The 20,165-nt window shown below is 61.8% G+C and carries 15 protein-coding genes; 7 read left to right on the plus strand and 8 right to left on the minus strand.

Translation table 11 applies throughout. The annotated features are described in order from the left end of the window. The first annotated feature begins 87 nt into the window (after positions 1 to 87). Entirely contained in the window at positions 88 to 2,298 is a 2,211-nt protein-coding gene (locus SAZ10_RS06120) for an RNA degradosome polyphosphate kinase (protein ID WP_318608296.1), read from the plus strand. Next, the gene (ppx, locus tag SAZ10_RS06125; protein WP_318608297.1) at positions 2,295 to 3,815 is read left to right on the plus strand and encodes an exopolyphosphatase; all 1,521 of its coding nucleotides are present in this window, start codon (positions 2,295 to 2,297) and stop codon (positions 3,813 to 3,815) included. Before SAZ10_RS06120 ends, ppx begins: the two co-directional genes overlap by 4 nt. 122 nt (positions 3,816 to 3,937) lie before the next feature. On the opposite strand, the gene rnd is transcribed toward ppx, so the two are convergent. Then, positions 3,938 to 5,101, minus strand: coding sequence for a ribonuclease D (rnd, locus tag SAZ10_RS06130; RefSeq protein WP_318608298.1), 1,164 nt, complete (start codon positions 5,099 to 5,101; stop codon positions 3,938 to 3,940). Positions 5,102 to 5,173: 72 nt separating this feature from the next. Then, positions 5,174 to 6,418, minus strand: a complete 1,245-nt coding sequence (locus SAZ10_RS06135; RefSeq protein ID WP_318608299.1) for an MFS transporter — start codon at positions 6,416 to 6,418, stop codon at positions 5,174 to 5,176. Between the two features lie 220 nt (positions 6,419 to 6,638). On the opposite strand from SAZ10_RS06135, the gene aspS reads away from it, so the two are divergent. Next, positions 6,639 to 8,426, plus strand: a complete 1,788-nt coding sequence (aspS, locus tag SAZ10_RS06140) for an aspartate--tRNA ligase (RefSeq protein WP_318608300.1) — start codon at positions 6,639 to 6,641, stop codon at positions 8,424 to 8,426. Between the two features lie 130 nt (positions 8,427 to 8,556). On the opposite strand, the gene SAZ10_RS06145 is transcribed toward aspS, so the two are convergent. After that, entirely contained in the window at positions 8,557 to 9,753 is a 1,197-nt protein-coding gene (locus SAZ10_RS06145) for a hypothetical protein (protein ID WP_318608301.1), read from the minus strand. A 198-nt stretch (positions 9,754 to 9,951) separates the two neighbouring features. Here SAZ10_RS06145 and parC point away from each other — a divergent pair, with 198 nt between their 5' ends. Continuing rightward, entirely contained in the window at positions 9,952 to 12,222 is a 2,271-nt protein-coding gene (parC, locus tag SAZ10_RS06150; RefSeq protein WP_318608302.1) for a DNA topoisomerase IV subunit A, read from the plus strand. A 220-nt stretch (positions 12,223 to 12,442) separates the two neighbouring features. Next, entirely contained in the window at positions 12,443 to 12,616 is a 174-nt protein-coding gene (locus SAZ10_RS06155; protein WP_318608303.1) for a hypothetical protein, read from the plus strand. A gap of 28 nt (positions 12,617 to 12,644) precedes the next feature. Here SAZ10_RS06155 and SAZ10_RS06160 read toward each other — a convergent pair whose 3' ends face one another. Together SAZ10_RS06160 and SAZ10_RS06165 are read right to left on the minus strand one after the other, a co-directional pair. Beyond that, complete coding sequence (locus tag SAZ10_RS06160) at positions 12,645 to 13,451, minus strand: DUF72 domain-containing protein (protein ID WP_318608304.1); 807 nt, start codon at positions 13,449 to 13,451, stop codon at positions 12,645 to 12,647. Positions 13,452 to 13,753: 302 nt separating this feature from the next. Then, complete coding sequence (locus tag SAZ10_RS06165; protein ID WP_318608305.1) at positions 13,754 to 14,659, minus strand: LysR family transcriptional regulator; 906 nt, start codon at positions 14,657 to 14,659, stop codon at positions 13,754 to 13,756. Positions 14,660 to 14,909: 250 nt separating this feature from the next. On the opposite strand from SAZ10_RS06165, the gene SAZ10_RS06170 reads away from it, so the two are divergent. Continuing rightward, positions 14,910 to 15,371, plus strand: a complete 462-nt coding sequence (locus tag SAZ10_RS06170) for a DUF1579 domain-containing protein (RefSeq protein ID WP_318608306.1) — start codon at positions 14,910 to 14,912, stop codon at positions 15,369 to 15,371. A gap of 60 nt (positions 15,372 to 15,431) precedes the next feature. Then, complete coding sequence (locus SAZ10_RS06175) at positions 15,432 to 15,863, plus strand: hypothetical protein (RefSeq protein WP_318608307.1); 432 nt, start codon at positions 15,432 to 15,434, stop codon at positions 15,861 to 15,863. Between the two features lie 50 nt (positions 15,864 to 15,913). Here the strand turns inward: SAZ10_RS06175 and SAZ10_RS06180 are convergent, their stop codons facing one another. The 3 genes from SAZ10_RS06180 to uvrA all read right to left on the minus strand — a co-directional run bounded on the left by SAZ10_RS06180 (position 15,914) and on the right by uvrA (position 19,869). Further along, positions 15,914 to 16,321, minus strand: coding sequence for a DUF302 domain-containing protein (locus SAZ10_RS06180; protein WP_318608308.1), 408 nt, complete (start codon positions 16,319 to 16,321; stop codon positions 15,914 to 15,916). 44 nt (positions 16,322 to 16,365) lie between these two features. Then, a complete protein-coding gene (locus tag SAZ10_RS06185; RefSeq protein WP_318608309.1) occupies positions 16,366 to 16,788 on the minus strand; it encodes a hypothetical protein in 423 nt (140 codons plus the stop codon). 159 nt (positions 16,789 to 16,947) lie between these two features. Beyond that, complete coding sequence (uvrA, locus tag SAZ10_RS06190; RefSeq protein ID WP_318608310.1) at positions 16,948 to 19,869, minus strand: excinuclease ABC subunit UvrA; 2,922 nt, start codon at positions 19,867 to 19,869, stop codon at positions 16,948 to 16,950. Positions 19,870 to 20,165: the final 296 nt, after the last annotated feature.

Genomic DNA, 20,165 nt, shown 5'->3' on the forward strand with positions numbered 1-20,165 from the left:
GGTGAAATCAAACTGTTGCATTTGCCTGTCACGAGATAGGCTAGGGGACGCCGCCCGCGGCGGAGCGGCGGCGAAGGGTTGATAAAGATGAACGAGCTAGCGCCTGTCCAGAAGGAATTCGTCACCCAGGCCGCCACGCCGGAACCAGGCTCGGACGGCAACCCCGACCGCTTCGTCAACCGCGAGTTCTCGTGGCTGCAGTTCAATCGCCGCGTGCTCGAGGAATCGCAGAATCCCAATCATCCGCTCCTGGAGCGCGTCCGCTTCCTTTCGATCTCCGCCGACAATCTGGACGAGTTCTTCATGGTGCGCGTTGCCGGTCTTGCCGGCCAGGTCCGCGAAGGCATCGTCGACAGGAGCCCGGACGGTCGCACGCCCCAGCAGCAGCTGGAGCAGCTTCTCCTCGAGGTAAGCCGTCTCCAGGAGGATCAGCAGGCGAGCCTCAGCAGCCTGATGGAACTCCTCAAGAAAGAGGGGATTGAAATGGTTCCAGCGGGCACACTGTCACGCGACGACAGGATGTGGCTGGAGGATCACTTTCTCGAGACGCATTTCCCGGTGCTGACCCCGCTGTCGATCGATCCGGCCCATCCTTTTCCATTCATCCCCAATCTCGGCTTCTCGATGGGTCTCCAACTGAGACACCTCAAGGACAAGCACGAAATGACGGCTCTGCTGCGCTTGCCGCAGACGCTGAAGCGCTTCATTCGCTTGCCGGATCGCAAGGGTCTCGTCCGCTTCATCACCCTGGAAGAAACGGTGAGCCTGTTCATCGAAAAGCTATTTCCCGGCTACGAGGTGAAGGGCGCCGGCACGTTCCGTCTGATCCGCGACAGCGATATCGAGGTGGAGGAAGAGGCGGAGGATCTCGTCCGCTTCTTCGAGACGGCGCTCAAGCGCCGCCGTCGCGGTTCGGTGATCCGTATCGAGTTCGATTCGAGCATGCCGGAGGAGCTGCGCGACTTCGTTGCCACCGAGCTCGGCGTTCCGGCAAACCGCATCAGCGTGCTCGATGGGCCGCTTGCCGTGAGCCAGATATCGGAGATCGTCGCAATCCCGCGCGACGACCTGAAGTTCAAGCCCTATAACCCGCGCTTTCCCGAGCGCATCCGCGAACATCGCGGCGATTGCTTCGCGGCAATCCGCGAGAAGGATATCATTGTCCATCATCCCTACGAATCCTTCGATGTCGTGGTGCAGTTCCTGCGCCAGGCATCGCTGGACCCGGAGGTCATGGCGATCAAGCAGACGCTCTACCGTACCTCAAACGACAGTCCGATCGTGCGTGCTCTGATCGACGCGGCGGAGGCCGGCAAGTCGGTGACGGCGCTGGTGGAGCTCAAGGCGCGCTTCGACGAGGAGGCCAACATACGCTGGGCGCGCGATCTCGAGCGTGCCGGCGTGCAAGTCGTGTTCGGTTTCGTCGAGCTGAAAACGCACGCCAAGATGTCGTTGGTCGTGCGCCGCGAGGACGGCAAGCTGCGCAACTACGTCCATCTCGGCACCGGCAACTACCATCCGATCACGGCGCGCATCTATACCGACCTGTCCTTCTTCACGGTCGATCCGCATATCGCACGCGATGTGGCGCAGATATTCAACTTCATCACAGGCTATGCGGAGCCGGCGAAGGAGATGCGGATTGCGCTCTCGCCCTACACGCTGCGCGATCGGATCCTGGGCCATATCGCCGACGAGGTCGAGCACGCGCGGCAGGGTCGGCGCGCGCAGATCTGGATGAAGATGAACGCGCTGGTCGACCCGATCATCATCGATGCGCTCTACGAGGCCAGTCGAGCCGGGGTCGAGATCGACCTGGTCGTGCGCGGCATATGCTGCCTGCGCCCGCAGGTGCCGGGCCTTTCCGAGAATATCCGCGTCAAGTCGATTGTCGGCCGCTTCCTGGAGCACAGCCGCATCTACTGCTTCGGCAATGGTTACGGGCTGCCTTCCGACGAGGCGATCGTCTATATCAGCTCGGCCGACATGATGCCGCGCAACCTCGATCGGCGCGTCGAATGCATGGTGCCGATCACCAACCCTACCGTACATGAGCAGGTCCTGGGCCAGATCATGCTGGGCAATGTCATGGACAATCAGCAAAGTTTCGAAGTATTGGCTGACGGAACCTCGCGGCGCAAAACGCTCGAGGAGGGGGAGGAGCCGTTCAACGCGCAGGAATATTTCATGACGAATCCCAGCCTGTCAGGTCGCGGCGGTGCCCTCAAGTCGCACGCGCCGAAGCGGATCGCCCAGTTCAAGCGCAGTAGAAAAGCGAACCTAGCTCCCGCCAAATGATCTCCCATTCACAGGGCCGGCTGCAGGACCGCCGACCGCTGTCCGTCATCGACATCGGGTCGAACTCGATTCGACTTGTCATCTATGAGGGGATAGCGCGCTCGCCGACGATCCTGTTCAACGAGAAGATGCTGGCGGGGCTCGGTCGCGGTATCGTTTCCACCGGCAAGCTCGATCCCGAGGCAGTGACGCGCGCCGTTGGCGAGTTCCGCCGCTTCCGTGCCCTTTCCGAGCAGGCGGGCTCCGAGCAGCTTTACGTCATCGCGACTGCGGCAGCGCGCGAGGCCGAGAACGGCATGGATTTCATCCACAGAGCCGAGGCGATCCTCGGCACGGAAATCCGTGTTCTCTCTGGCCGAGAGGAAGCCCATTATTCCGCCCTCGGCGTGATCTCGGGCTTCCATCCGGCGAACGGCATCGCCGGCGACCTTGGCGGCGGCAGCCTCGAACTGATCGATGTCGACGGCATTTCAATCGGCGACGGCATCACCCTGCCTCTCGGCGGCCTGCGCCTGCAGGATCAATCCAAGGGCTCGCTCGTGGCCGCCCAGAAATATGTGCGCGAGCAGCTCCGGCGCGCCAAGCTCCTTTCGACAGGGCAGGGGCGGGCCTTCTACGCCGTCGGCGGCACCTGGCGAAACCTCGCCCGGCTGCACATGACCGCGACGAACTATCCGCTCGCGGTCATGCACCACTACGAAATGGCTCCGGATACCTCGGCCAATTTCCTGCGCCAGATCGGGCGCGGCGAGATGGACAAGATTCCCGGCATCGAGCGCGTGTCGAGAAGCCGCCGCGCACTCCTGCCTTATGGTGCGATCGTGCTGCAGGAAATCATTGCCGCTATGAAGCCGTCGAAGATCGTCGTGTCGGCGCTCGGCGTGCGCGAAGGCTTCCTCTACTCGCTGCTGTCCCCGGAAGAGCAGCGGACCGACCCGCTGCTCTCGGCGGCGGAGGAGCTGGCGTGGCTGCGCGCCCGCTCGGTGACGCATGCGCGCGAGCTGGCGGATTGGACCGGCGCGACCTTCTCCGCCTTCGGCATCGAAGAGACCGAGGAGGAAGTGCGCTACCGGCGTGCTGCCTGCCTGCTTGCCGACATTGGCTGGCGAGCGCACCCCGATTATCGGGGCACGCAGTCGCTCAACATCATCGCGCACGCTTCCTTCATCGGCATCGACCACCCGGGCCGAGCCTTCATTGCGCTTACGAACCTCTATCGCCATGAAGGCGTGTTCGATGAGACGCTTGCTACCGACCTCAAGGCGCTGGCCCCGCCGCGCTATGTCGAGCGCGCCCGCCTGCTTGGCGCCATGATGCGGGTCGTCTACCTGCTATCGGCCGCGATGCCGGGCGTGATCCCGAAACTGCGCTGGCAGCGCCGCGAAAATGGCGGCCTCGATCTTGTGATTCCACGGGAGCTCCGCGCACTCGACGGCGAGCGCCCGGCCGGCCGAATTGCACAGCTCGCCAAGGTCAGCGGCAGGGAGCTGAGGCTGGTGGTGGAGGAAGGGCAATAGGGCAATAAGGCAATACGGCAGTAGGGGATCTCGCGATCGCCATTGAAAGCAGGAGCAAGTTGCTTCGGCTATCCGCAAGCTATTGAGCAAGCCAGCCCCTATTGCCCTATTGCCTTATTGCCCTATTCCCCTTCACCCGTCTCAAACACCACGATCTTTCGTTTTTCGAACTTGATGGCGATCTCGCCGCGCACGAGCTTCAGCGCCTGCTCGCCGAAGACCTCGCGCCGCCAGCCGCGAAGCGCGGCAACATCAGCCTTTTCGCCTTCATTGGCTATTTTGTCGATGTCGTCGCCGGAGGCGAGTACCTTCGTGGCGACGCCTTCCTTTTCGGCGATAAGCCTTAGAAGCACCTTCAGAAGCTCCGCGGCAGCATTCGAGCCCTCGGCCGCTTGCGGCGGGCGCGGCAGCTTCGGCAATTGTTCTTTCGGCACCGAAAGCGCCTCGTTGACCACCGCCAGGAGCGCAGTGGCGGCCGCCGAGCGTTCCCACCCCCTCGGGGTTGTGCGCAGCCGCGCCAGCGCTGCTGCGTCGTGCGGCTGCTGCTGCGCTATCTCGTAGACTGCCTCGTCCTTGACGACGCGGCCACGCGGGACGTTGCGCTCGCGCGCCTCACGTTCGCGCCAGGCCGCAACTGCCTTCAGCACGGCCAATTCCTGCGGCTTGCGAATGCGCATCTTGAGCCGCTTCCAGGCATCCTCCGGATGCGGGTCATAGGTCTCGCGCGAGGTGAGGATTTCCATTTCTTCGTTGAGCCAATGGGCGCGGTCCTCGCGCTCGAGCTCGGCCTTCAGATGACGATAGACCTCCATCAGGTAGGTGACGTCCGCGAGCGCGTATTCGAGCTGCTTGTCCGTCAGGGGGCGGTTGCGCCAGTCGGTGAAACGCGAGGATTTGTCGATATGCGCGCCCGTGATCTTCTGGACGAGCTGATCGTAGGAGACGCTGTCGCCGAAGCCGCAGACCATGGCTGCGACCTGCGTGTCGAAGACCGGGTGAGGGATGAGACCGCCGCGATTGAAGATGATCTCGATGTCCTGGCGCGCCGCATGAAAGACCTTCACGATCTTCTCATTGGCCATCAGCCGGAAGAACGGCTCGAGCTCGATCTCGGGCGAAAGGGGGTCGATCAGCGCCGAAGTGCCCGGCGTGGCGATCTGGATCAGGCAGAGTTCAGGCCAGTAGGTTGTCTCTCGGATGAACTCGGTGTCGACGGTGACAAACTCTGCGGCTTCGAACCTGGCGATGACCGAATTGAGGTCGTCCTGCTTGGTGATGAGATGCATGAACAATCTTTAGGTGCGTAAGGAACTTCTGTCCTTTTCAGGCGAGAGGCTGTTCGTCAAGCGCGGGCACACTCAGCTTTTGCCGGAGGAGTCCTCCGATTCGCCGGCACGGGCAAGCTTGGCAAATACCGTCGAGGTGCGCAAAAGGGCGGTGAAACGGCCTCGTTTGGCGTCAGGAACGCTCGACCGCGTGCCCATCCGGTAGACGATGATGACGATGAATATGAGATAGACTCCGGCGCTGAAGAGGAACAGCGACTGCGGTCCGAAATGCTGCATGAACCAGGATGCGGTAACTGGGCCGCCGATGGCGCCGATCGAATAGAAGAGCATCAGGGCAGCATTTACCAGGACAAATTCGCCTTTGCCGGCGCGATCGTTGGCATGTGCTGCCGAGAGCGAATAGAGCGGCATTGCGAACGAGCCGAAGATGAAGACCAGGATGAAGTTGGCAAGGGGCTCGGAGCCGGCGAGGAAGACGAGCGCCAGAGCTGCACCCAATGATCCTGCTGTGGAGACAAGCAGGACGGTGCGGCGGTCCCAGCGATCCGACAGATAGCCGAGCGGGTATTGGATGACTGCCCCGCCGAATATGCTGACTGAGACGAAGGTTGCGACGTCTGCAACCGACAGCCCGATCTGCTCGGCATAGACGGGCGAGAGCGTACGGAAAGCGCTGTTGGTGATGCCGACGGCGATGCAGCCGATCGAGCCCAGCGGAGAGATGCGCCAGACCTTGGCAAGATCGAGCTTGACCTCTTCGGGCGGCGTCGGGTTCGAGCGGTCCGCAATCGAGACCGGGACCAGCGAGAGCGTGATCATCATCGACATGATGGCGAAGATCGTGAAACCGTCCGCGCCCAGGACCGGGATCATGAATTGCGCTCCGGTGACGGAGCCGATGTCGATAATCCGGTAGAGCGCCAGAACCCGCGCCCGGTCGGCATTCGAGGCGCCGGAGTTCAACCAGCTCTCCATGACGGTGAACAGGCCCGAAAAACAGAAGCCAGTCGCGAAGCGGACTGCCGACCACATCACCGGGTCTATCACCAGGACGAGAAGCAGAGTGCCTGCCGCCGCGATCGCCGCCAATGCCGCGAAGGAACGAACATGGCCGACGGCGCGCATCATCCGGCTGATCGTAAGGCAGCCAAGCAGGAAGCCGAGGAAGTAGAAGGTGCCGATGAAGCCGATCGTCGAGGCTTGGAAGCCTTCCAGCGATCCGCGCATGGCGATCAGCGTTCCCTGCAGGCCGTTGCCGCCGAGCAGCAGGCCGGCGGTGATCAGCAACGGGATGAGCGGACGGAGGGTGGACATGGACTTTGGGCACCGAGCGGTGAATCACTGTATAGTTGCATGCCCGAGGCATGGCGATGCGCCACTGGGCATAGCAGCTAGGCCAATCGAGTTTGTGGCTGATTCCGTCTTCTCCTTGACAAACCGCACCTTGCATGCGCTTTTCGCGCGAATTTTTCGGCCGCCATGGGCATGTCCCCATTGAGCGCCGGACAAACCACCCGACAGACGGACAGATTTCATGCATCGTTACCGCAGCCATACCTGCGCTCAATTGAGGAAGACCGACGTCGGCCAGGCCGTCCGCCTTTCCGGCTGGGTGCACCGCGTCCGCGATCATGGCGGACTGCTCTTCATCGACCTGCGCGACCATTACGGGCTCACCCAGATCGTCGCCGATCCCGATTCGCCGGCCTTCAAGACGGCGGAGACCGTGCGCGGCGAATGGGTGATCCGCGTCGACGGCGAGGTGAAGGCGCGCGCCCCCGAAACTGTCAACGCCAACCTGCCGACCGGCGAGATCGAGGTATTCGCGCGCGAGATCGAGGTGTTGTCGGTCGCCAAGGAATTGCCGCTGCCGGTGTTCGGCGAGCCGGATTATCCCGAGGATATCCGCCTCAAATACCGCTTCCTGGATCTCCGCCGCGAGACGCTGCACCGGAACATCGTGATGCGTGCCAGGGTCATCGCAGAGATGCGCCGGCGCATGACGGAGGCGGGCTTCACGGAATATTCGACGCCGATCCTGACAGCATCCTCGCCGGAAGGCGCGCGCGACTTCCTGGTGCCGAGCCGTATTCACGAAGGCAAGTTCTACGCGCTGCCGCAGGCCCCGCAGATCTATAAGCAGCTCATCATGGTGGCGGGCTTCGACCGCTACTTCCAGATCGCGCCCTGTTTCCGCGATGAGGATCCCCGGGCCGACCGGCTGCCGGGCGAATTCTATCAGCTCGATCTCGAAATGAGTTTCGTCGAACAGGACGACGTGCTGGGCACGATGGAACCGGTCATGCGCGGCGTGTTCGAGACCTTCGCCAACGGCAAACCGGTGACGCAGAGCTTTCCGCGCATTCCCTTCGAGGAAGCGATGCGTAAATACGGCTCCGATAAGCCCGACCTCAGGAACCCGATCGTCATGCAGGACGTGTCGGAACATTTTCGTGGTTCCGGTTTCAAGGTTTTCGCCGGCATCCTGGCCGGCGATCCCAAGGCGGAAGTCTGGGCGATCCCGGCAAAGACCGGCGGCTCCAGGGCCTTCTGCGATCGCATGAACGTGTGGGCACAGAGCGAGGGGCAGCCCGGGCTGGGCTACATCTTCTGGCGCAAGGAAGGCGAGAAGCTCGAGGGCGCCGGTCCGATCGCAAAGAATATCGGCGAGGAACGCACGGAGGCGATCCGGACCCAACTCGGACTTGCAGACGGCGATGCCGCGTTCTTCGTCGCCGGCGACCCGAAGAAGTTCGCGAGTTTTGCCGGCGCGGCGCGCACGCGCGTCGGCGAGGAACTGAACCTCCTCGACCGCGACCGTTTCGAGCTCTGCTGGATCGTCGATTTCCCGTTCTTCGAATGGAACGAGGACGAGAAGAAGATCGATTTCGCGCACAATCCCTTCTCGATGCCGCAAGGCGGGATGGAGGCGCTGATCGACCAGGATCCGCTGTCGATCAAGGCGTATCAATATGATCTGGTCTGCAACGGCTTCGAGATCGCCTCAGGGGGTATCCGCAACCACCTGCCGGAGACCATGGTAAAAGCCTTCGAGATCGTCGGGCTCTCGCGCGAGCTGGTCGAGGAGCGTTTCGGCGGGCTTTATAGGGCCTTCCAGTATGGGGCGCCCCCGCATGGCGGCATGGCGCCGGGCATCGACCGCATCGTGATGCTGCTTTGCGGCGCAAAGAACCTGCGCGAGATCACCATGTTCCCGATGAACCAGCAGGCGCAGGATCTACTGATGGGCGCGCCCTCGGAAGCTACCCCCCAGCAACTTCGTGACCTGCATCTCAGGGTCGTGACGCAGAAGAAGGACTGAAGCTTTCGGCTGGCTGAAATCGCAGCGATTGCGGCTGCGGATCTGGGGTGCCACTTGGCATGACGGTTTGAAAAAAGGCCCGGCGCTTGCGCCGGGCCTTTTGACATTTTTCCCATGCCAACGGCAGGGCTCAATCTTCGTTGGCGCTGACCGATACGGCGAGCGTCTTTGTGAGCTCCTGAGGCTGCCCCGACATTGCACCGGCCATGATAACGGCAAACGGCACCTCGCTGCCCGGCTTTGCCTTGATCTCGATGCTCTTCGGATCGGTCAGATATTTGTTCACGGCCTCGGTCACCTGCTTGGTGAGCTCGGGATTGTTGAGCTGCATCATCGCAAAGGGCACGATCGCCTTCGCCTGGTTGGCGATGTCCTCAGCCTTCTGGCCCTGCTGCGAGGCAATGAAGTCAAGCGCCTTCTTCGTCAGAGAGTCGTCGTCCCAACGGATCGAGGCCGAGCCGAAGGTGAGCTGCTGCATCAGCCCGAGCACCGCAAGCCCTTGCGCAGAATTGTCGGCCCCCGCCGGCTGCGCCGCGATCTGCTTCTGCAGGTCCTTGATGGACTTGATGAAGTCCGGCGTGTAGCCGCCGAGATCGAAGGTCATGCCCAAGGTGCCGGCATTCTCGACGGACAGATTGTACTTTGAGAGCGCGATATGGCCGTCCTTCGGTTGCCAGGAGCCTGCCATTGTGAGCGAGCCGGCGATCGACTGATAGCCCAGGGCATCGATCACGGCCTTCGTCTGTGCGTCTTCCGTCTGGGAGAGATCAGCCGAGAACTTCTCGGCGGCGGCCGAAAATTCCAGGGGCTTTCCGTCGGCGATCGGGGTGATCTCGACATGAAGGTTTTCCAGAGAGGCGAGCGATTTGTCGCCTTTCTTGACCGAGACATTGGCGAGCTTGGCGTCGCTGTACAGCATCAGTGAGGCCATGACGTCGTTCGAGTTCTCGGCGGGCAGGACGAGCCCGTTGATCGTCGCTCCACTGATGTCGACCGTCACGCCTTCTTCAGTGGTCGAATAGTTGGGAAGCGTCAGCGTGCCGACCCTGTAGCCGCCATTCTCCTCGGTGACGTCGTTCAGTGTGACGTCGCCGAGGTTGACCTTGTCAGGCTTGCCCTGGGCACCGATCGTCACGCCCTCCAGCACGATCTGGGAGCCGCTCTCGGTAAGGCTCGTCCAGTTGATGTCCGCTCCTTGCTCGGCAACCAACCCCTTCAGACGTGTGCCGAAGGCGTTGGCGTCGAGCGCATGTGCCGAGGCGACCGGCAGAAGCACGATGACCGTTGTCGCGGCCAGGTGCCGAAATGCGTAACGGTATGGTTTCATGAACATGTTCCCTGAGACTGGTTGCAATCCGTTGCACCTTCTCCTGATCCCGCAAACTGGACCTGAAGATGACGCTCGCCTTGAACAATGGGCAAAAACCCGGAAAAGGCAATGGCAGCGGATTTGCTCGATTCGCGGCATTGTCAATGCCGACAGCCGCCACTTGCCGCGAATCAGCAGCTCGGCTAGTCGGAAATCATGGGAAAAGGCCAGAAACCGCCGGAATTCGACAACGGCGACAATATCGAACCCGTCGATCTGAAGAAGGCGCTGGAAGAGCGCTACCTCGCTTACGCGCTTTCGACCATCATGCACCGGGCGCTGCCCGACGTGCGCGACGGTCTGAAGCCGGTGCATCGCCGTATCATGCATGCGATGCGACTGTTGAGGCTCAACCCCGATCAGGGCTTCGCCAAATGCGCCCGCATCGTCGGCGAGGTGATGGGCAAATTCCATCCGCATGGCGACCAGGCGATCTATGACGCGCTGGTGCGTCTCGCGCAGGATTTCTCCTCGCGTTACCCGCTGGTCGACGGCCAGGGCAATTTCGGCAATATCGACGGAGATGCGCCGGCTGCCATGCGCTACACCGAAGCGCGCATGACCGAGGTGGCGACCGATCTGCTCGAAGGCATCACCGAGGATGCGGTCGACTTCCGCCCGACCTACAATGAGGAGGACGAGGAGCCCGCTGTCCTGCCCGGCGCCTTCCCGAACCTGCTTGCCAACGGCTCTTCCGGCATCGCGGTCGGCATGGCGACCTCGATCCCGCCGCACAACGCGGCCGAGCTTTGCACGGCGGCGCTTCTGCTGATCGACGATCCCAAGGCGCCTGTCGAGGCGCTGATGAGCAAGGACGACGAGGATGGGCTTGTGCAGGGCCCCGACTTTCCGACGGGGGGTGTCGTCGTCGACAGCCGTGAAACGATCCTCGAAGCCTACCGCACCGGGCGCGGCAGCTTCCGCGTTCGGGCGCGCTGGGAGAAGGAAGACCAGGGTCGTGGCACCTGGGTCGCTGTAGTCACAGAGATTCCCTACCAGGTCCAGAAATCGCGGCTGATCGAGAAGATCGCCGAGCTGGTGGTCGCCCGCAAGCTGCCGCTGCTGGAAGACGTGCGCGACGAGAGCGCCGAGGACGTCCGCATCGTGCTGACGCCGAAGAGCCGCACCGTCGATCCTGCGTTGATGATGGAATCGCTCTTCAAGCTGACCGACCTGGAGAGCCGCATCTCGCTCAACATGAACGTGCTGTCGCGCGGCAAGGTGCCCAACATCCTGTCGCTCAAGAGCGCGCTCCAGGAATGGCTCGAACACCGCAAGGAAGTGCTTGTTCGCCGCTCTCGGCACCGGCTTGCCGAGATCGAGCGACGGCTCGAGATTCTTGCCGGCTACCTGATCGCCTATCTCAATATCGACGAGGTGATCAAAATCATCCGCGAGGAGGATGAGCCGAAAAAGGTGATGATGGAGCGCTTTTCGCTCACCGACAACCAGGCGGAAGCCATCCTCAACATGCGGCTGCGCGCCCTGCGCAAGCTGGAGGAAATCGAGATCCGCAAGGAGTTCGACGGCCTCACCGAGGAGAAGAAGCAGATCGAGGGGCTGCTCGCGTCGAACGCGAAGCAGTGGAAGACCATCCGGTGGGAGGTCGAGCAGGTTCGCAAGAAGTTCGGCCCCGATACCGAGCTCGGCCGGCGGCGCACGGCCTTCGCCGATGCTCCGGAGCACGACGATGCCGACATCCACCACGCGATGGTGGAAAAGGAGCCGGTCACAGTCGTTGTGTCGGAAAAGGGCTGGCTGCGCGCCATGAAGGGCCATCTCACCGATTTCTCGGTGCTGGCCTTCAAGGAGGGCGACGGCCTGAAGCTCGCTTTCCACGCTCAGACGACGGACAAGATCCTGGTCTTCACCACCGGCGGCAAGTTCTACACCATCGGCGCCGACCGGCTCCCGGGTGGGCGAGGCCATGGCGAGCCGATCCGCATCATGGTCGACATGGAGAACGATCAGGACATCGTCACCGCGTTTGTCCACGCGCCGGGCCGCAAGCTGCTGCTCGCCTCACATGACGGCAATGGCTTCATCGTGCCGGAAGCCGAGGTGGTCGCCAACACGAGGAAGGGCAAGCAGGTCATGAACGTGCGAGCGCCGGACGAGGCGGTGCGCTGCGTGTTCGTCGCCGGCGATCACGTGGCCGTGGTCGGCGACAACCGCAAGATGGTAGTCTTCCCGCTTGCCGAAGTGCCGGAGATGACGCGTGGCAAGGGCGTGCGGCTGCAGAAGTACAAGGATGGCAGGCTGCTCGACATCAAGACGTTCGAGATGTCGGCGGGCCTCTCCTGGCAGGATTCGGCCGACCGCACCTTCGTCAAGTCGCGCGAGGAGCTGACCGAATGGATCAGCGCCCGGGCCGCGGCTGGTCGCCTCGTCCCGAAAGGCTTCCCGCGCACGGGCAAGTTCGGATAGCAGGCCACAAGCAACTCTGCGCTTCTGGCCTCGAGCCTGAAAGATGCGCGGCAATGTCATCAAACCGATGAGAATGAAGGAGCTGTTACATTCGGGTGAAGTGCAGCGAGGTCAAGCAGCGCTGTCCTGAAACAAGATTGTGAGACCCTGAGCTGCTTTGGTCGTGGCGATCGGAGCAATTCAAGGAGGAACGACAATGAGACCGACGGAAATTGCAGGCATGATGTTTCGGCTGGCGCAAAACAACAATGCTCCGGCGGCCGGCAACATGCCCGATGGGTTGCAGAATACGCTCAACTTCATGATTCAGGGCCTGGACGCGATGAACACGGGCCTGCGCGCCACCTATATGAAACTCGAAGAAATTGAGCGGCTGCTGAAAGCGAGACACTGAAAATCGCATAGGAGCGGAAGAGGGCTCCTCAACCATCCACCCGCTTCATCAGCGCCATAGCGCCAAATGGAGCGCGGACCTTACCCTCCGTGATGAAATAGACGAAGACGTCGCGCGGCTTGACCTCGGCCTCGCTCGACGGATCGGCACGCGGCAGGTCAGCCGGCACCTTGCCTTCGGCCCAGATCTTCACGCGGCTGGCCCATTCATCCAGCGCCTTTGGGGTGTAGCAGTCCAGGTTATCATCCTTGCCGGCCTGAAGCCTTGCGTAGACGAAATCCCCAGCAACATCGGCGATCGCCCGATAGGTGGCGTGGTCGGCGTAAACGACCGGGACTTGGTATTTCCGAAGCAGCGCGACGAATTCGGGTACCGCAAAGGAATCGTGCCGGACCTCGAGCACGTGACGCAGCTTCACGCCGTCCTGCTTGTCCGGCAGCAGCTTGAGGAAGGCTTCGATGTCCTCTTGATCGAACTTCTTGAACGGTGCGAGCTGCCACAGGATCGGGCCGAGCTTTTCGCCGAGCTCGACGATGCCTGACCCGAGGAAGTGGCTAATGCCATCCCCGGCTTCGGCGAGCACCTTTCGATTGGTCACGAAGCGGTGTCCCTTGAGCGAGTAGACGAACCCGTCCGGTGCTTCTTTTGCCCATTTGGCAAAGGTCGCGGGCCGCATTGTCGAATAGAAGGTTCCGTTGACCTCTATGGTCGGGACTTGCTGGCTCGCATATTGCAACTGCCTGGCCTTCGGCAGGTCCTCCGGATAGAAGGAGCTGTCCCAAGGCTCGAAAGTCCACCCGCCCATGCCGGCGCGGATTTTTCCCCTTCCCGCCATATCTGATAGCTCTCCTCATGCCTGTCTCGGAGCGGCGAAGGTATCATCGGGAGGCCGAGGGCGTCACCCGAAATGCCCTTCCGGGCTCTTTCTCCTGACAGGAGCACGTCCAGTGATCGATGAATCGATTGTGGTGTGACGGCGGCGTGATGTCCTGGTTCAACGTCCACTACAAATGGAGGTGGACGACGGCCAGCTCGATCTCGATCCGGCAATCTAGCGGACGCAATTGCTAGTTTCCTGCTAGGCGCCGCTTGGTCAACCGCTGGCGTCGAAGTGCTCAGGGCACAAATGTCCGGCCTCTATTTCCCATCCGACGAAGGTAGCTGAAACTCGGCAAGAAATGAAACGAACGTCGGGGACGAGGCAATGGCAGGTCGGGTGATGATGTCGATCCGGCGCCGCAAGGCAGGCCCGGAAGCGGTGCGAACGGTAACACCGGTATCGGGGTATAGCTCCAGGGCCATGGCTGGAACGAAGCTCATCCCTATGCCTGCGGACACCATACGCAGCAAAAGGTCGTAGTCGTCGATGGAATGTGTAATGCGGGGAGCGTACCCGGCGAGAGCACAAGCGCGGCTGGTCAAATCATAGCCACCCGGTCCGCGTGAACCACCAATCCAGTCGCGATCGGCCAGTTCTGTCAAATCGACGATCGCTGGCATGGAATGGAGGCTGGCGGGCAACGCGAGCAGCACAGGTTCCTCGCGCAGCTTATGCGAGACGAAGCTCGGGTCGACCGGCCTCGGCACGAGGCTATGTGAGTAGATGATGGCGGCATCGCACCGCCCAATGCGAACAGCGTCGACTGCGTCTTCTGGCTCGAGTTCGTGTACCACCACATGCAAATCGGGGTGACACTTCCGAATCCGAACCAGCGCCGGCAATACGTGTGCTTTTGCGAACGTACCGAAACAACCGATTTTCAATGTTCCGCGTGGCTGCGTCGAGACGCCGCCCATATCAAGTTGGGCCGCCTCGACCGCGTTCAAAATCGTTTCGGCGTGCGCAGCAAGGCGCATGCCAGCAGCCGTGAGTTTGACCCGCCTGCCGGTTGGCTCGATTAGCGCAACGCCCGCTTCGCTCTCGAGCGTGGCAAGTTGCTGCGACACTGCCGAAGGGGTCAGCCGGCTTGCGGCTGCCACAGCAGTCATCGTTCCTCTGTGGGACAGCTCACGCAGGAGCCTGAGGCGGGCGAGATCAAACATTAAGCTCCGCTTATCATAAGCGTCATGACTTTGAAATGGACCTAAACAAATGGGGAAGGTAGATATCCATTTGTAGAACTACGATCGCCAAGCTCACTGCCGGGGTGGGCGAAGCTCCTCAAGGAAATGGCGGGCATGATGGTGAAGACCAATGGGATTGTCGTCCGGGCACCAGCATGAGCCTGGAAACGGGGCGCAAACCACAAACGGACGGCTCTCGCTCCAGCTCGATTGACTAGAAGGACTTCTGATGACGGTCGAACATGACTTCGATTTTCTGCACCGGGACTGGAATGTCCGGCATCGCAAGCTGACAACCAGGCTTGCCGGGGCGAACGACTGGTATGAATTCGACGGCACAAGCTCGACGCGGCCGATTATGGCCGGACACGGTAACATCGAAGACAACTTTATCGACGACCCTAATGGCGCGTACCGGGCAGCGGCCTTGCGCGCGTTCGAGAGTGACACCGGCCTTTGGCGCATATGGTGGCTTGACCTGCGCTCCCCCTCGGAAATTGGCGCTCCGGTAGTGGGCAGATTCGAGGGAGATAGAGGCGAGTTCATCGCCGACGATCGTTGGAACGGGACACCAATAAAGGTGCGTTTCGTATGGCTCAAGAACGCCGGCGCTGGCCCCCTGTGGGAACAGTCGTTCTCGTCAGACGGGGGGAAAACGTGGGAACAGAATTGGTCAATGCAGTTTAGATGACAAGGCATCGAGCCAAGCGACGAGAGCTCGGTTCATTCTTCAATCCGAGGCCTTTCAACCATGACATCTGTCGATGATAAGCGCATCCAAACGTTCTTCGATGCGTATGCTGCGGCATCCTTGGCTGGAGATGCGGAGGCCGTCAGTATCGCGTATTTTTCGACCTATATCGAAGCCGCCCCCTCGACCGTGGAGGTGTTCCACGTTGACGCGGAATACAAGCGGGCACTCAAGACCAAGGCTGAGGCGATGAGCAGGCTGGGGCTGGCTCAGTCGGCGATCAAGGTCATCGGCACGACGCCGCTTGCGCCAAATCACCTTCTGGTGGAAGCGAAATGGCGGCTGCGCTTCGCGCCAGAGGGCAAAAAAGCCGCCGAAGCGACCTTCCGAACTAGCTATGTCGTGCGCCGGGAAGATGACGATCTGAAGATACTCCTGGCACTCTCGCATGAGGATGAGGAGAAGGCTTTGCAAGAGCTCGAGCTGGCCTGATCCGAGTGTGCGGAGAAAAGCAAAAGGGCGAGCCGGCCTAGAGGTGTCCTTCAGTGCCGACTTCCCGCGGCAGCCGTGATGACCTTCTCCATGCCGACGGCGATCGCCTTGACGGCCTGATCGCTCTTTTCTTCGAGGCCGTGACGCTCGGCGATCCAATGCGGATCATTGTAAGAGAGCCACACCTTGCCGTCTTCATCCTCCCAGGCCAGCGCCTTGACCGGCAGGTCGATACCGCAAATCTGCCGGTCCTGCATCAGCGGCGTACCGCCTTTCGGATTGCCGAAGATCAAGAGCTCTGTCGGCCTCAGCACCATGCCGGCATCTCGTGCGCCAGCCTGGTGATCGATGCGGGCGAAGACGAGAAGCCCAGCGCCCTGAACGGCCTTAGCCAATCGATCGATGGTTTCCTTGACGCCGAAACGGCTCTCGACGGTGATTATGCCGGAGGTGGACATCGACGCGCTACCCTTAATTCCTGGCTATGCACGGGAAACGGCCATCAACCTTCCCGCATCGAGGGGGTGAAGGTCACGCCGGCAAGAAGGCCTTCCGAGGACAGGAGTCGACTGACCGTCTGGCCCCACGGTTCCTTCTTGTTCCTGACGAGCATCCGGTAGCCCCGCTCCTCGAGTGCCGCTGTAGCCGTTTCGACGCTGTCCACCTCAAACTCGATCCATGCCTGAGGTGCCGGAATCTCGTCAGGCCAGGAGGTGCTGCCGAAACAGGATCGCGCGGCTTGTGAAAGGGGCCAAAGGGCAAAACTTCTGGCGCCCTGAAGCGCTTCCGTGTGGAGATAGCCGTCGGATTCCTCTCTGAAAGCGATTCCGAGATCTTCGGCATAAAGCTTCCGGCTTGCAGCATCGCGAACGATTGGACCGAATCCGGCGATGAATAGAACCTTCAAGACACCCGTGTCTTGCATGTTCTCCTCCTATCGCTTTGGAGAACGAGAAAGGCCGTCCATCGAATGAAGACAACGGTCCCGTCCTCGGATACCCTCCGGTGATCTCACTCCGCCCGAATTCCGAGCGACCTCATTTAAGAGTCGGTGGTGGCACCGGCGCCGGTTGTTTCGGCTCGTTTATTCCGCCGCTTCTCTCTTCCCTCTCGGCCGGCGCTCCAGCAACTCCCTCAGGAACTGCCCGGTATAGCTCCGGGGCTCGGCCATGATGTCCTCGGGCGGTCCGGCTGCCACCAGCTCGCCGCCGCCGTCGCCGCCTTCGGGGCCGAGGTCGAGGATCCAATCTGCGGTCTTGATGACCTCCAGATTATGCTCGATGACGACCACTGTGTTGCCCTGGTCGACCAGCTCATGCAGCACTTCAAGAAGCTTTGCCACGTCATGGAAATGCAAGCCGGTCGTCGGCTCGTCCAGTATGTAGAGCGTCTTGCCGGTCGCCTTGCGCGACAGCTCCTTGGCAAGCTTGATGCGCTGCGCCTCGCCGCCTGACAGCGTGGTCGCCTGCTGGCCGACATGGATGTAGCCGAGGCCGACCTTGGCGAGCGTCTGCAGCTTGTCGCGCACGGCAGGCACTGCTGCGAAGAACTCGACGCCTTCCTCGACCGTCATCTCCAGGACGTCGGCGATCGACTTGCCCTTGAACAGCACCTCCAGCGTTTCGCGGTTGTAGCGCTTGCCGTGGCAGACGTCGCAGGTGACGTAGACATCCGGAAGGAAGTGCATCTCGATCTTTATGACGCCGTCGCCCTGGCAGGCTTCGCAGCGGCCGCCCTTGACATTGAAGGAGAACCGGCCGGGCTGGTAGCCGCGTGCCTTCGCCTCCGGCAGGCCCGCGAACCAGTCGCGGATCGGCGTGAAGGCGCCGGTGTAGGTCGCGGGGTTGGAGCGCGGCGTGCGGCCGATCGGCGACTGATCGATGTCGATCACCTTGTCGAGGAACTCCAGCCCCTCGATCCGGTCATGATCGGCCGGGTGCTCGCGCGAGCCCATGATGCGGCGCGAGGCCGCCTTGAACAGGGTCTCGATGAGGAAGGTCGACTTGCCGCCGCCGGACACGCCGGTGACGCAAGTAAAGGTGCCGAGCGGAATCTCGGCCGTCACCTTCTTCAGATTGTTGCCGCGCGCGCCGACCACCTTGATGCGGCGGTTCTTCTTCATCTCGCGGCGCCTTGCCGGCATCGGGATCTCGAACTCGCCCGACAGATATTTGCCGGTGATCGAGTTCGGGTTCGCCATGATCTGCCGGGGCGTACCTTCGGCGATGACCTTGCCGCCATGGATGCCGGCCGCTGGGCCGATATCGACGACATAGTCTGCGTGCAGGATAGCGTCCTCGTCATGCTCGACCACGATGACCGTGTTGCCGAGATCGCGCAGGTGCTTCAGCGTATCGAGCAGGCGCTCATTGTCGCGCTGGTGGAGGCCGATCGAAGGCTCATCGAGCACATAGAGCACGCCGGTCAGCCCCGAGCCGATCTGTGAGGCGAGCCGGATACGCTGGCTCTCGCCGCCCGAGAGCGTGCCGGAATTGCGCGACAGGGTCAGGTAGTCGAGGCCGACATCGTTGAGGAAGCGCAGCCGCTCACGGATCTCCTTGAGGATACGGCTGGCGATCTCGTTCTGCTTGGCGTTCAGCGCCTGCGGCAGTTCGGTGAACCACTGGTCGGCTTTGCGGATCGACAACCCCGTCGCCTCGCCGATGTGCTTGCCGGCAATCTTGACCGCGAGCGCTTCCGGCTTCAGGCGGTAGCCGTTGCAAGCCGGGCAGGGGGTCGAGGACATGAAGCGCTCGATCTCCTCGCGCATCCAGGCCGACTCCGTCTCCTTCCAGCGGCGCTCCAGGTTCGGGACCACACCCTCGAAGGTCTTGGTGGTCTTGTAGGAGCGCAGCCCGTCGTCATAGTGGAAGGTGACCTCGCGCTCGCCCGTGCCGCGCAAGATCGCTTGCTGGGCCGCCTCCGACAGGCTGGAGAACTTGTCGCCGAGCTTGAAGCCGTATTCCTTGCCCAGCGCATCGAGCGTCTGGTTGTAATAGGGAGAGGTCGATTTTGCCCAGGGCGCGATGGCGCCGTCGCGCAGCGTGACGTTCTCGTCGGGCACGACGAGGTCCGGGTCGATGGCGCGCTGGCTGCCGAGCCCGTCGCAGGTCGGGCAGGCGCCGAACGGATTGTTGAAGGAGAAGAGCCGTGGCTCGATCTCCGGAATGGTGAAGCCGGAGACCGGGCAGGCGAATTTTTCGGAGAAGACGATACGCTCGTGCGTGTCGTTCTTCGACTTATAGGCGGATTCCTCCGCCGTAGCTTCCGGTGGCAGCGGGCGGTCGGCGAATTCGGCCACGGCAAGCCCGTCGGCGAGCTTAAGCGAGGTTTCCAGGGAGTCGGCGAGGCGGGCAGCAAGATCCGGCCGCACCACAATGCGGTCCACGACGACGTCGATGTCGTGCTTGTACTTCTTGTCCAGCGCCGGCACGTCGGCGATTTCGTGGAAGACGCCGTCGATCTTGACGCGTTGGAAGCCCTTCTTCTGCAGCTCGGCAAGCTCCTTGCGGTATTCGCCTTTCCGGCCGCGCACGATGGGCGCCATGATATAGAGTCGAGTGCCCTCTTCCAGCGCCAGCACGCGGTCGACCATCTGGGACACCGTCTGGCTCTCGATCGGCAGGCCGGTCGCAGGCGAATAGGGAATGCCGACTCGCGCCCAGAGCAGGCGCATATAATCGTATATCTCGGTGACCGTGCCTACCGTCGAGCGCGGGTTGCGCGAAGTCGTCTTCTGCTCAATAGAGATCGCAGGCGAGAGGCCGTCGATCTGGTCGACATCCGGCTTCTGCATCATTTCGAGGAACTGCCGCGCATAAGCCGACAGGCTCTCGACATAGCGCCGCTGGCCCTCCGCATAGATGGTGTCGAAAGCGAGCGACGACTTGCCGGACCCCGACAGGCCCGTCATGACGATCAGCGAGTCACGCGGCAGGTCGAGATCGACATTCTTCAGATTGTGTTCGCGGGCGCCGCGAATGGAGATGAACTTGTGGTCGGCCATGACCATCCATAATGCGAAAATAGGAGCTAAGCGAATCGGCGCGTGGCGGGGCCAGGGCCTGTCGGTCGCCCAAATGTAGTGGGTCGCCGCAATATGTCGAGAGAAGAACGCAACGGAAACACTCTCCCCTGACAACGTCGTGTCAGCAGGAGCGTCAGGCGGAGAACGCGTCGACACAGAGCTCCAGCTGATCCTCAGCGGGCGCGAAGCTTCGCCTGCTGCAGGTAAATCGCCTGCGGCGATCACATTTCACATTCGTGAACCGGTTATGGGTTGACGGCTATTGCCAGAGTGCC

This window comes from Mesorhizobium sp. BAC0120, from assembly GCF_033542235.1.
In the GTDB taxonomy this organism is placed as follows: domain Bacteria; phylum Pseudomonadota; class Alphaproteobacteria; order Rhizobiales; family Rhizobiaceae; genus JAWRCU01.